This is a genomic window from Streptomyces sp. NPDC027189 (genome assembly GCF_055566975.1).
In genome coordinates, this window is sequence record NZ_JBVHRI010000017.1 from 149154 (window position 1) to 161739 (window position 12586).

Sequence of the window (12586 nt, forward strand, 5' to 3'; positions counted from 1 at the left end):
TGCGTCAGTCGTCCATACCCGCGAGGACGAGCAGCAGCCGGTCCGCGCCGCCCTCGGTGAGGCGGACCGGTACGGCCCAGTCCTGCTGGTGGACGTGGCAGGCCGGGTACTCATTGGCAGGGCCCGCGGCGGAGCCGCCGTCAGATGCTGTGTCGCAGGACGCCGCCATCGCGGAGACCTGCAGAACCCCTTCGGTGACGGCCGGGTTCAGCTCCAGGACACGGGAGAGATCGGTTCCCGCGCCCTCGCCCTTGAGCAGCAGCTCGGGCGGGGTCGAGGCGACCAGCAGCCGGGTGGACGGGCCGATGGGGGTCCCCCCGCTCGAGCGAAGCCGAGAGTGGGGGAGGGTGTCCAGCCTCTGGCCGGCCGGAGCCTGGAAGATGACGTCCAACCGGAGCCCGCCCGGGGCGACTTCGGTGGCCGCGCGCTGCGTGCGGTGCGCGACCGACTCGACCCGTACGGCCTCCTCGGGGAGCCGCAGCCGGGTCAGCCGGTGGCGGGCGGACTCGACGACCACGATGTCGTCACCGACGAGCACCGCGTCGCTCGGCTCCCGCAAGTCCGTGGCCAGCGTGGTCACTTCGCCGGTCGCCGGGTCGTAGCGGCGCAGCGCGTGGTTGTAGGTGTCGCTCACCGCCACCGAGCCGTCCGGGAGCGCGGTGACGCCCAACGGGTGCTGGAGCAGCGCCTGTTCGGCCGCACCGTCGCGGTGTCCGAAGTCGAAGAGCCCGGTGCCGACGGCGGTGTGCACGACGCCGTCGAGGTCGACCCAGCGCAGCGCGGACGTCTCGGAGTCGGCCAGCCAGAGCCGGTCGGCGGTGGCGGCGAGCCCCGACGGCTGCGCGAACCAGGCCTCGGCCCCCGGCCCGTCGACGAGCCCCTCGTTGGTCGTACCGGCGGCGACCCCGACGGTCCCTCCTCCAGAGCCAGAAGCCTGGGAGGTACCCTCAGCCGGGTCGTACACCCACAGCTGGTGCACACCGGCCATGGCGATCCACACGCGCCCGTCGAACACGGCCACATCCCACGGCGAGGACAGGTCGACCTCGCGCGCGGGCCCGGACGTCGGCGAGCCCTGCCACCACTGGCTGCCCGTCCCCGCGAGGGTCGTGACCTCGCCGGTCGTGAGATCGAGGCGGCGCAGGGCGTGATTCACGGTGTCGGCGACGACCACGGACCCGTCGTCCAGCAGCGCCAGCCCCTGCGGCTCGCTGAACCCGGCCGTCTCGGCCGCGCCGTCCACGAAGCCCCGTACGCCGGATCCGATACGCCGTACGACGGTCTCGCCGTCGGCCTCCAGCTCCACCAGTTGATGCCGGGTCGTGTCGCTGACCAGCAGGTTCCCGCTCGGCAGGGCGAGCGCCTTGCCGGGGAATCGGAGCGCCGTGGGCTCGGGCTCCGGCGCCACGTACGGTCCGTCGCCGCGCCGCAGGGTGCCCTTCGCCGCGTGCTCGGCCTCCAGTTCCTCCACCAGCCGGGCGATCGCGTGCGCATGCCCCTCGCCGGCGTGCTGTGCGACGACGTACCCCTCGGGGTCGATCACGACGAGCGTCGGCCAGGCGCGCACGGCGTACTGCTTCCAGGTCGCGAGCTCGGGGTCGTCGAGAACCGGGTGTTCCACCCCGTACCGCTCGACGGCGTCGACGACCGCCTGGTGCTCGGCCTCGTGCACGAACTTCGGCGAGTGCACCCCGATGATCACCACCGTGTCCCGGTGCTTCTCCTCCAGCTCCCGCAGCTCGTCCAGGACGTGCAGACAGTTGATGCAGCAAAACGTCCAAAAATCCACAACAACGCACTTGCCTCGCAGGTCGGCGAGGGTGAGCTCAGTGCCTCCGGTATTGAGCCAGCCGCCCTTGCCGATCAGCTCGGGGGCACGGACACGGGCGCGGCGGCGGGGCGCGGGGGTGGGCGCCGAGGCGGCATCGTTCATACTTCAAGCTTGTCATCCGCTGCCAGGATCCCGATATTTCTTCGCGGGTCGGCGAGGTGTACTCCTCATCTCCCGCCGCAGGGTGGTCACTGTGCGTACTCGCGATCCCACCGGATGCGCACGGCCCGTGCCGGAGAGATGCTCTACACACGCAGGGGGGCCACTGCGAAGGAGCAGTTTCCATGGCACGCAAGCCCAAGAACCCCGGTACGCGCGACTCCGGGATGCGCCGCGACTCCGGCATGCCCGACTCCCAGATGCGCGACTCCGGCAAGAGCGACGCCGCCGTGCGGGACCGCGGCGGCAAGCGGATGCGGGACGACGACCGGACGGAGCGCCGCGGGCCGGGCTCCGGCATGCGGGACGACGACAGGCGCGACTCGGACATGCGCGACGCCGACCTGCGCGACCGCGCCATCGGCGACGACCACGCCGCCGAGGACGAGGAGCACATACGGCGGGACGGCTTCTAGCAGCCGCGCCACGGAACGAGTCGAGTCCCCCGCCGCCACGGCAGCGGGGGACTCGACCGCGTCCGCTCTCAGGCCAGCGCGCGCCCCGTCGTCGCGTCCACGTGGTCCGGCACCTCGTCGTGGCGGTCGCCGACCGTGAGGGTGCCCGTGGGTTCGAACATCAGGATCGCGGCGCCGGCCGGGGCGTACGGCTTGTGCTCGGTGCCGCGCGGGACGGTGAAGACCGAGCCCTTGGGGAGTACGACGGTGCGCTCGCCGCCCGGCTCGCGCAGCGCGATGGTCAGCTCGCCCTCCAGGACCAGGAAGAACTCGTCCGTGTGGTCGTGGACGTGCCAGACGTGTTCGCCTTCGACCTTGGCGATGCGCACGTCGTAGTCGTTGACGGCGGTGACGATGCGGGGGCTCCACAGGTCGGTGAAGGAGCCCAGGGCTGCGGGGAGGGAGACGGGTTCGCTGCGTGGGGCCGGTTCGCTGCGCAGGGCCGGTTCGCTGCGTGGGGCGGGTTTGCTGATCGGCTCGGGTTCGCTGCTCATAGGGGGATCCTCGGCGGTGGCCGGGCGTCGCCGCGAGTGCTAGAAATCGCACATGCCGCAAGGATCCTCTCAAGCCCCGGTCGAAGAGGCCGCTCAGCTGTCACCGAAAAGCGCCGCCCCCGCAGTGCCCCTCCGCGGCGCCGCCCACCGCGTCGTCCTCGTCGTCGACGAGAACTCGAATCCGTTCGAGATGAGTTGCGCCATTGAGATCTTCGGGCTGCGCAGGCCCGAACTCGGACGGGAGCTGTACGACTTCCGGCTGTGCGCCGCCGAGCCGCGCACCCGGATGCGGGACGGGTTCTTCACGCTCACCGATGTCGCCGGGCTCGACGCGGCCGAGAGCGCGGACACGCTGATCGTGCCGAACCGGCCCGACACCGACGCCCCGCGCTCCCCCGAGGTGCTGGACGCCGTGCGCCGGGCACACGAGCGGGGCGCCCGGCTCATCGGCTTCTGCTCCGGCGCGTTCACGATCGCGGAGGCCGGACTGCTGGACGGGCGGCGGGCGGCCTGCCACTGGATGTGGGCGGAGTCCTTCCGGGCGCGGTATCCGCGGGTGCGCCTGGAGCCGGACGTCCTCTTCGTCGACGACGGGGACATCCTCACCGCGTCCGGCAGCGCGTCCGCGCTGGATCTCGGGCTGCACGTCGTACGGCGCGACCACGGCGCGGAGATCGCAAACGCGGTCTCCCGCCGACTGGTCTTCGCCGCGCAACGCGACGGCGGTCAGCGCCAGTTCGTCGAACGGCCCGTGCCCGACGTACCGGACGAGTCCCTCGCACCCCTGCTCGCCTGGGCACAGGAGCGGCTCGGCGAACCGCTGACGGTCGCGGACCTGGCGACGCGGGCGGCGGTCAGCCCGGCGACCCTGCACCGGCGCTTCCGCGCCCAGCTGGGGACGACCCCCCTCGCGTGGCTCACCGGCGAGCGGGTCGCGCTCGCCTGCCGGCTCATCGAGCGCGGGGAGGAACGGCTGGACGTGGTGGCGGAGCGCAGCGGTCTGGGGACCGCCGCGAACCTGCGGGCGCGACTGCGCCAGGCGACCGGACTCAGCCCGTCGGCCTACCGACGGCGTTTCGGACCGCCCACCGGGGAACCGGTGATGGCATGAGATACCTCGTACGCGACCGGCTCCTCGGCTTCGGTGAGGACTACTGGATCGAGGACGACCGTGGCAACAAGGTCTTCCTCGTCGACGGCAAGGCCATGCGGCTGCGGGACACCTTCGAGCTGAAGGACACCGGCGGGCGGGTTCTGATCGACATCCACCAGAAGATGTTCGCCCTGCGCGACACGATGATCATCGAGCGGGACGGCGATCCGCTGGCGACCATCAAGCGCAAACGCCTGTCCCTGCTCCGCAACCACTACCGAGTGTCCCTCGTCGACGGCACCGAACTCGACGTCAGCGGCAAGATCCTCGACCGCGAGTTCGCCATCGACTACGACAACCAACTCCTCGCCCAGATCTCCCGCCGCTGGCTCCACATCCGCGAGACGTACGGCGTCGACGTCGTACGCGACGACACGGACCCCGCCCTGCTGATCGCGGTGGCGGTATGCGTCATCCACCTGGCGGAGAAGGAACGGTCGGAGGACTGACGCCGGCTCAGCTGCGGGCAGGCGTGCGGCGAGGGACGGCACCACACCCACCCGTCACAGCTGCGGGCGGACGTGCGGCGAGGGACGGCACCACACCCACCCGTCACAGCTGCGGGCGGACGTGCGGCGAGGGACGGCACCCCACCCACCCGTCACAGCTGCGAGCAGGCGTGCCACCAGGGGCGGCACCCGTCCCAAAGAGAGCGGCACCCCGTACAGCGCCGGACCGCGCAACCCACCCCGAGCTCAGCCCCGACGCCGGGTGCCGAAGCAGTCAGCGGCGAGGAGCGGCAAGCCCCAGCAACCGATCTTTCAGCGCCGGGAACTGCTCCCGCGTCACGCCGACCTTCGCGGGGTCGAAGTCCACGGTGAGGACCTCCTCGCCGGCCCCCGCCTCGGCGAGAACCTCCCCCCACGGGTCGACCACGATCGAATGCCCCGCCTGGGGAACCCCCGCATGCGTACCCGCAGTCCCGCAGGCCAGCACGAACGCCTGGTTCTCGACAGCCCGCGCCCGCGCGAGCAGCGTCCAGTGCGAGCGCCTCCGCTCGGGCCACCCCGCCGGGATGACAAATGTCTCGGCGCCCGCGTCGACAAGCCCGCGGAAGAGCTCCGGGAACCGCAGGTCGTAGCACGTGGCAACCCCGACCACCGTCTCCGGCAGCCGCACCGTCACCAGCTCGGCCCCCGCCCCCATCAGCACGGCCTCACCCTTGTCGAAGCCGAACCGATGGATCTTCCGGTAGGCGGCGGCGAGTTCACCGGAGGGCGAGAAGACGAGAGAGGTGTTGTACAGGGGCCCGTCACCCGCGGCGGAGCCGCTGTCGGATGCGGCGCGCTCGGGAATCGAACCCGCGTGCAGCCACACCCCCGCGTCGCTCGCCGCCTTGGCCATCACCTCGTACGTGGGCCCCTCCAGCTGCTCGGCCTCCGTCCCGAACCCCTCGTACGCGAACGCCCCGGTCGTCCACAGCTCGGGCAGCACCACAAGATCGGCACCGGCTTGTTCCCGTACGAGAGACGCCACACGCCGCCGACGCGCATCGACCGATTCGGCCTCGTTTACGTCGATCTGGAGGAGAGAGGCGCGCACACTACCACCGTCCTGGCATTCGAGCCGTCCATACGGGCCTACGATCGTCACACGAAAGCACTGCCGGGGTGCCTCACAGCAGCGTAACTTAGCGTCCCAAGACACCCGCTGCCTGTGCACTGCCCGCGTCCAACCGCCCGAGGGGTCCCGTTCCGTGAGTCTGCATCCCAGCCTTCAGTCCTACGCCGACGCCTGGACCCATTCGATCGAAGCGATATCAGAGCTGGTGCAGCCCCTTGTGGAAGGCGAGTGGAACCGCCGGACCCCGTGCCCCGGCTGGTCCGTCCGCGACCTCGTCTCGCACATCATCGGGATGGACTGCGAGATGCTCGGCGACCCGCGGCCGATCCACACGCTCCCCCGCGACCTGTACCACGTGACGAACGAGCACCAGCGGTACATGGAGATGCAGGTCGACGTACGCCGCCACCACACCGCGCCGGAGATGACCTCCGAGCTGGAGTACACGATCATCCGCCGCAACCGCCAGCTGCGGAACGAGTCCCGGCAGCCCGACACCAAGGTGCGTGGCCCCCTCGGCACCGAGATCACCCTCGAGCAGGCCATGCGGAACCGCGCGTTCGACGTCTGGGTGCACGAGCAGGACCTCCGCGCCGCCCTCGGCCGGCCGGGCAACCTCGACTCCCCGGGCGCGCTCATCGTCCGCGACGAACTCCTCGCCGCCCTCCCGAAGGTGGTTGCCAAGGACGCCGGCGCCCCGGCGAACTCGGCGGTCGTCTTCGACATCCACGGGCCGGTCGAGTTCCTCCGCACGGTCCGCGTCGACGCCGACGGGCGCGGCTCCATAGACGGAGCCCCCTCCCTGGGCCCGGCCGCCACCCTCGTTCTCGACTGGGAGACCTTCGTCCGCCTGACCTGCGGCCGCGTCCACGCCGACGCCGTCGCGGACCGCATCAAGGCAGAGGGCGACCCGGACCTGACGGCAGCAATCCTCAGGTCACTGGCCATCACGCGGTAGGGAGTCTTCAGCCCGTCCGGTGTTTGAGGACGAGGCCGTCAGGGCCGAAGCGGGAGTCTGGGGGCGGCAGCCCCCCAGATACGGGACGGGCAGGGGCGGAGGGGGCGAAGAAACTACTACCTCCACCCCCGCGAACCTACCCTTCCCCCCATGACCGACCCCGCGGATCCGCCCCGCCTCACCCGCCTCACCTTCCACGGCCCCCTCTCCGAGGCACGCGCGGCACGCCTGGTGCAGCGCCTGACCCGGACGAACCCCGCCACCGCCGTGCCTGGATGAGCTACCGCGGCGTCCTGGGCCTGGCCTACCTCACGCTGGTCCCCACGACCTGACGTACCGCCGGGCACCGACGTAGCGCTGCGTACCGACGCATCGCTACGCGGGCACGTGCACCGTCTCCACCCGGCTCGCGACCAACCGCTCGCGCTCCCTGCGAGCCGCCTGCTTCCGCAACCGGAAGATCTGGCTCAGGCCGAGCGCCTGGAGGACGAACACGGCGGCGAAGGCGACACGATAGTTGTCGCCGGTCGCGTCGAGGAGCACGCCGATGGCCAGCAATGTCGTCATGGAGGCGACGAAACCGCCCATGTTGGTGATGCCGGAGGCGGTGCCCTGACGCTCGGGCGGATTGGCGGGCCGGGCGAAGTCGAAGCCGATCATCGAGGCCGGGCCGCAGGCCCCCAGCACGACGCACAGCACGATCAACAGCCACATGGGGTCGTGCTCGGCGGGATAGGCCAACGCCGCCGCCCAGACGACCGCCGTCGCCGTCACCGTGCCGAGCGCCAGCGGAAGCCGCGCCGCGTGATGCCGGGCGACGATCTGCCCGTAGACCAGGCCGACCACCATGTTGGAGAGGACGACGAGCGTCAGCAGCTCACCCGCCGTCGCCCGGCTGAGCCCCTGCGCCTCTACCAGGAACGGCAAGCCCCACAGCAGCAGGAACACCATCGCCGGGAACTGCGTCGTGAAGTGCACCCACAGGCCGAGCCGAGTGCCCGGCTCCCGCCAGGACGCGGCGATCTGGCGACGGACGTACGCGGCCCCCTGGTGCGGGAACGGCTCCGGCTCGTGTCCGTCGGGGTGGTCCTTCAAGAACAGCAGCAGGAGTACGAGGACCACGATGCCGGCGAGCGCGCTGCCCGCGAACGCCGCCGTCCAGCCCACCCCGTGCAGCAGCCGCGCGATGACGAGGGTCGAGACCAGGTTGCCCGCCATGCCGACCAGACCGGCGAGCTGCGCCACCAGCGGACCGCGCCGGGCCGGGAACCACCGGGTGCCGAGCCGCAGCACGCTGATGAACGTCATCGCGTCGCCACAGCCCAGCAGCGCGCGCGAGGCCAGCGCCATGCCGTACGAGGAGGAGAACGCGAAGCCCAGCTGCCCGGCCGTGAACAGCAGGACGCCGATGGTCAGCACCTTCTTGGTACCGAGCCGGTCGACCAGCAGGCCGACGGGTATCTGCATGCCCGCGTAGACGAGAAGTTGGAGGATCGAGAAGGTGGACAGCGCGGAGGCGCCCACATGGAAGCGGTCGGCGGCGTCGAGCCCGGCCACCCCCAGCGACGTACGGAAGATGACGGCGACGAAGTAGACAGAGACACCGATGCCCCAGACGGCGATCGCGCGCCGACCGCCGGGCGGGTCTCCGGGCAGCGACACGGCGGAGCCGGAGCTCATCGGACCTCGCCCCGCGCCAGGTTGGAGAACCAGCTGACGTGCCGGTGGATGATGCCGACGACCGCCTCCGCGTCACCGGAGCGCAGCGCTTCGAGGATCTGCTGGTGCTCGGCGAGCGTCTTGGTGATCCGGTCGGGGTGCGCGTGCATGACGGCGACTCCCATCCTCAACTGCCGGTCGCGGAGCTGGTCGTAGAGCCGGGAGAGGATCTCGTTGCCGCCGCTGCGGACGATCTCCGCGTGGAAGCAGCGGTCGGTGACCGCGGCCCCCGCCAGATCCCCGGCGGCGGCCTGCTCCCTCTGCTGCTCCAGCAACTCCTCCAGACGTGCGATGAGCTGGGGCGAGGCCGGTACGGCCTTGCGCGCGGCGTGCTCCTCGACGAGCTGCCGGGTCTCGACCACGTCCGCGATCTCCTGTGCGGAGACGGGCAGGACGAGCGCGCCCTTCTTCGGGTAGAGCTTGATCAGCCCCTCGACCTCCAGCCGGAGCAGCGCCTCGCGCACCGGCGTGCGCGAGACCCCCACGGCCTCGGCGAGCTCGCCCTCGGTGAGCAGCGTCCCGCCCTCGTAACGGCGTTCCAGGACACCCTGCTTGACGTGCGCGTAGACACGGTCGGCGGCGGGGGGTTGCTTCATGGGCTGCGTCAGCGACTGGTTCGCGGACACGGATGGGGCTGAGGGCATGCGCACATCATAGATACAACACGTACACATGGTCGCGGATATTCCAGCATGCGGACCTCGGGAGACGCCCGTGCGTCACGCGAGGCTTCCGATGTAACCCGCGTCACACAACTCTCACCCCTTCGCCGTACATCCCTTTCCGCGCTTCGCGAGTCCGTACGTGAGACGGCACTGCCATGTGCCGCTCTCCCAGGGGCATTTCGCGCATTCGGAGCGTTCATTTTGATTACCGGCATTAAGGGCACGCGTTTCCGCAGGGCCGCCGCTGTGACTCTCACGACCGGCGCCGTGCTGGCCGCCGGCGCCTTCGGCGCGGCGCCCGCGGTCGCCGTGACCACGCCCACGATCGCCGCCGCGGGCGGCTACGTGATGAACAACGGCACCGGCACGACCCTCTACACCAAGGCCGCGGACACCCGCCGTTCCACCGGCTCCACCACCAAGATCATGACCGCCAAGGTGGTGCTGGCCCAGTCGAACCTCAACCTGGACGCCAAGGTCACCGTCCAGAAGGCGTACAGCGACTACGTCGTCGCCAACAATGCCTCACAGGCGCACCTGATCGTCGGCGACCAGGTCACGGTCCGTCAGCTCCTGTACGGGCTGATGCTGCCGTCCGGCTGTGACGCCGCCTACGCGCTCGCCGACAAGTTCGGCAGCGGCACGACCCGTGACGCGCGCGTGAAGTCGTTCATCGGCAAGATGAACGCCGCCGCGACGAGCCTCGGCCTGAGGAACACGCACTTCGACTCGTTCGACGGCATCGGCCACGGTTCGAACTACTCGACGCCGCGCGACCTGACGAAGATCGCCAGCAGCGCGATGAAGAACTCGACCTTCAAGTCGATCGTGAAGACGGTCAGCACGCAGCAGAAGGTCACCACCAAGAGCGGCGGCTATCGCTACTACAACTGGGAGAACACCAACAAGCCGCTGCTGACCGGCTACACCGGCACGATCGGCGTCAAGACCGGTTCCGGTCCCGAGGCCAAGTACTGCCTCGTCTTCGCCGCCACTCGCAACGGCAAGACGGTCATCGGCACGGTCCTCGCCTCCACGTCCATCGACGCCCGCACGGCGGACGCGAAGAAGCTGCTGAACTACGGCTTCGCCAAGTAGCTCCTCAGTAGCTCAGGCATACGCCGAAGGGGGCCCGCCGCTTACGAGCGGCGGGCCCCCTTCGGCGTACTCGTACGGGCGCTACGCCCAGGTGATCAGTCGCTTCGGCTGCTCCAGGATCGCCGCCACGTCGGCGAGGACCTTGGAGCCGAGCTCGCCGTCGACCAGGCGGTGGTCGAAGGAGAGCGCCAGCGTGGTGACCTGGCGGGGCTTGACCTTGCCCTTGTGGACCCAGGGCTGGAGCTTGATCGCGCCGATCGCGAGGATCGCGGACTCGCCGGGGTTGAGGATCGGCGTGCCCGTGTCGACGCCGAACACGCCGACGTTCGTGATGGTGACCGTGCCGCCCTGCATCGCGGCGGGCGAGGTCTTGCCCTCCCGGGCCGTGGCCACCAACTCGCCCAGCGACTCGGCCAGTTGGGGCAGGGTCTTGGCGTGCGCGTCCTTGATGTTCGGCACGATCAGGCCACGGGGCGTGGCCGCGGCGATGCCCAGGTTCACATAGTGCTTCTGGACGATCTCCTGGTTGGCCTCGTCCCAGGACGCGTTGACCTCGGGGTTGCGCTTGATCGCGACCAGCAGGGCCTTGGCGATGAGCAGCAGCGGGTTCACCCGCAGCCCCTGCATCTCCTTGTCCTGCTTCAGCTCCTCGACGAGCTTCATCGTGCGCGTCACATCGACCGTCACGAACTCGGTGACATGCGGCGCGGTGAACGCCGAGCCGATCATGGCCTGAGCTGTCGCCTTGCGGACGCCCTTGACCGGGATACGGGTCTCACGCGCCGTGTCGTACGTGACGACCGGGGCGGGCGCCTGGGCGCGAACGGGAGCCGGGGTCTCCTCCACGACCGGGGCCTGGGCCGGGGCGGGTGCCGGGGCCACCGCCGCGTGCACGTCCTCGCGCGTGATGATGCCGTCCGGGCCCGACGGGGTGACCGTCGCCAGGTCGACGCCGAGGTCCTTGGCGAGCTTGCGGACCGGGGGCTTGGCGAGGGGGCGCTGCTTGGTGTGTCCGTGGCCGTTGAGCTCGCCCTGGATCGCTGTGGCCGCAAGGAACGGCTCGGGCTGCTGGGCGGGGACCTCGACGCCCTTGCGGGGGCGGCGCTTGGTGGAGGACTCGGCGACGCCGTACCCGACGAGGACCGGCTTGCGGCCCTCGGGCTTGGGCTCCTCGGCGGGGGCCGGCTCTTCGGTGACGGTCTCCTGGACCGGGACCTGCTCGGCGGGCGCCCCACCGGCCAAGTCCACCGCGATGATCACCTGGCCCACGTCCACCGTCGTCCCCTCGGGGAAGCGGAGTTCGCGCACCACGCCGTCATAGGGAATGGGCAGCTCCACCGCGGCCTTGGCGGTCTCGACCTCGCAGACGACCTGGCCATCGGTGACCTGGTCACCGGGCTGGACGTACCACTTGAGGATCTCCGCCTCGGTGAGTCCCTCGCCCACGTCGGGCATCTTGAACTCGCGGAGCCCCGACGCGTTCTCAGTCATCGTCGTCACGACCCTCTCCTCAGTACGCCAGCGAGCGGTCGACGGCGTCGAGCACCCGGTCCAGGCCCGGAAGGTACTCCTCCTCCAGGCGCGCCGGCGGATACGGGGCGTGATAGCCACCGACCCGCAGGACGGGTGCCTCCAGGTGGTAGAAGCACCGCTCCGTGATGCGGGCGGCGATCTCCGCGCCCGTACCGAGGAACACCGGGGCCTCGTGCACCACGACCAGGCGGCGGGTCTTCTCCACCGAGGCCTGGACGGAGTCGAAGTCGATGGGGGACATCGAGCGCAGGTCCAGGACCTCCACCGACTTGCCCTCCTCCTGGGCGGCCGCGGCGGCCTCCACACACACCTTCACCATCGGGCCGTACGCGACGAGCGTCACATCGGCGCCCTCGCGCGCCACCCGGGCCTTGTGCAGGGGGGAGGGAATCGCGTCCTTGTTGACCTCGGACTTGTCCCAGTAGCGCCGCTTGGGCTCGAAGAAGATCACCGGGTCGTCGCTCTGGATGGCCTGCTGCATCATCCAGTACGCGTCGGACGCGTTCGACGGAGAGACCACCTTCAGCCCCGCCACGTGGGCGAACAGCGCCTCGGGGGACTCGGAGTGGTGCTCGACGGCGCCGATGCCACCGCCGTAGGGAATGCGGATCACGACGGGGAGCTTGATCTTGCCGAGCGCCCGCGCGTGCATCTTCGCGAGCTGCGTGACGATCTGGTCGTACGCCGGGAAGACGAAACCGTCGAACTGGATCTCCACCACCGGGCGGTAGCCGCGCAGCGCGAGGCCGATCGCCGTGCCGACGATGCCCGACTCGGCCAGCGGAGTGTCGATCACCCGGTCCTCGCCGAAGTCCTTCTGCAGGCCGTCGGTGACCCGGAAAACACCACCGAGCTTGCCGACGTCCTCGCCCATGATCAGGACCTTGGGGTCGGTGTCGAGGGCCGTGCGCAGCGACTCGTTGATCGCCTTGGCCAGCGCCATCTTCTCTGCAGCCAT

13 protein-coding genes are annotated in these 12586 nt (G+C 70.4%); 6 read left to right on the plus strand and 7 right to left on the minus strand.

What is annotated here, in order from left to right:
* Positions 1 to 4: 4 nt before the first annotated feature.
* Positions 5 to 1933, minus strand: coding sequence for an NHL domain-containing thioredoxin family protein (locus ACZ4RZ_RS33465; RefSeq protein WP_467750359.1), 1929 nt, complete (start codon positions 1931 to 1933; stop codon positions 5 to 7).
* A 182-nt stretch (positions 1934 to 2115) separates the two neighbouring features.
* Here ACZ4RZ_RS33465 and ACZ4RZ_RS33470 point away from each other — a divergent pair, with 182 nt between their 5' ends.
* Positions 2116 to 2406 (plus strand): hypothetical protein, encoded by a 291-nt coding sequence (locus ACZ4RZ_RS33470; protein WP_467750361.1) that lies wholly within the window; start codon positions 2116 to 2118, stop codon positions 2404 to 2406.
* A 68-nt stretch (positions 2407 to 2474) separates the two neighbouring features.
* On the opposite strand, the gene ACZ4RZ_RS33475 is transcribed toward ACZ4RZ_RS33470, so the two are convergent.
* Entirely contained in the window at positions 2475 to 2939 is a 465-nt protein-coding gene (locus ACZ4RZ_RS33475) for a cupin domain-containing protein (RefSeq protein ID WP_467750363.1), read from the minus strand.
* A 52-nt stretch (positions 2940 to 2991) separates the two neighbouring features.
* Here ACZ4RZ_RS33475 and ACZ4RZ_RS33480 point away from each other — a divergent pair, with 52 nt between their 5' ends.
* Positions 2992 to 4050, plus strand: a complete 1059-nt coding sequence (locus ACZ4RZ_RS33480) for a GlxA family transcriptional regulator (RefSeq protein ID WP_467750365.1) — start codon at positions 2992 to 2994, stop codon at positions 4048 to 4050.
* Positions 4047 to 4541, plus strand: a complete 495-nt coding sequence (locus tag ACZ4RZ_RS33485; RefSeq protein ID WP_467750367.1) for an LURP-one-related/scramblase family protein — start codon at positions 4047 to 4049, stop codon at positions 4539 to 4541. The genes ACZ4RZ_RS33480 and ACZ4RZ_RS33485 overlap by 4 nt, the downstream gene beginning before the upstream one ends.
* A gap of 274 nt (positions 4542 to 4815) precedes the next feature.
* On the opposite strand, the gene ACZ4RZ_RS33490 is transcribed toward ACZ4RZ_RS33485, so the two are convergent.
* A complete protein-coding gene (locus tag ACZ4RZ_RS33490) occupies positions 4816 to 5634 on the minus strand; it encodes a carbon-nitrogen family hydrolase (RefSeq protein WP_467750369.1) in 819 nt (272 codons plus the stop codon).
* A 154-nt stretch (positions 5635 to 5788) separates the two neighbouring features.
* On the opposite strand from ACZ4RZ_RS33490, the gene ACZ4RZ_RS33495 reads away from it, so the two are divergent.
* Complete coding sequence (locus ACZ4RZ_RS33495) at positions 5789 to 6613, plus strand: maleylpyruvate isomerase family mycothiol-dependent enzyme (RefSeq protein WP_467750371.1); 825 nt, start codon at positions 5789 to 5791, stop codon at positions 6611 to 6613.
* Between the two features lie 150 nt (positions 6614 to 6763).
* Positions 6764 to 6892 (plus strand): hypothetical protein, encoded by a 129-nt coding sequence (locus tag ACZ4RZ_RS33500; RefSeq protein WP_467750373.1) that lies wholly within the window; start codon positions 6764 to 6766, stop codon positions 6890 to 6892.
* A 96-nt stretch (positions 6893 to 6988) separates the two neighbouring features.
* Here the strand turns inward: ACZ4RZ_RS33500 and ACZ4RZ_RS33505 are convergent, their stop codons facing one another.
* Both ACZ4RZ_RS33505 and ACZ4RZ_RS33510 read right to left on the minus strand, forming a co-directional pair.
* Entirely contained in the window at positions 6989 to 8293 is a 1305-nt protein-coding gene (locus ACZ4RZ_RS33505; protein ID WP_467750375.1) for an MFS transporter, read from the minus strand.
* Positions 8290 to 8976 (minus strand): GntR family transcriptional regulator, encoded by a 687-nt coding sequence (locus ACZ4RZ_RS33510; RefSeq protein WP_467750377.1) that lies wholly within the window; start codon positions 8974 to 8976, stop codon positions 8290 to 8292. The genes ACZ4RZ_RS33505 and ACZ4RZ_RS33510 overlap by 4 nt, the downstream gene beginning before the upstream one ends.
* A gap of 222 nt (positions 8977 to 9198) precedes the next feature.
* Between ACZ4RZ_RS33510 and ACZ4RZ_RS33515 the strand changes: the two genes are divergently transcribed.
* On the plus strand, positions 9199 to 10095 hold the full coding sequence (locus ACZ4RZ_RS33515; protein ID WP_467750379.1) for a D-alanyl-D-alanine carboxypeptidase family protein: 897 nt from the start codon (positions 9199 to 9201) through the stop codon (positions 10093 to 10095).
* Positions 10096 to 10176: 81 nt separating this feature from the next.
* Here ACZ4RZ_RS33515 and ACZ4RZ_RS33520 read toward each other — a convergent pair whose 3' ends face one another.
* Together ACZ4RZ_RS33520 and ACZ4RZ_RS33525 are read right to left on the minus strand one after the other, a co-directional pair.
* Positions 10177 to 11595, minus strand: coding sequence for a dihydrolipoamide acetyltransferase family protein (locus ACZ4RZ_RS33520; protein WP_467750381.1), 1419 nt, complete (start codon positions 11593 to 11595; stop codon positions 10177 to 10179).
* Positions 11596 to 11605: 10 nt separating this feature from the next.
* Complete coding sequence (locus ACZ4RZ_RS33525; RefSeq protein WP_467750383.1) at positions 11606 to 12586, minus strand: alpha-ketoacid dehydrogenase subunit beta; 981 nt, start codon at positions 12584 to 12586, stop codon at positions 11606 to 11608.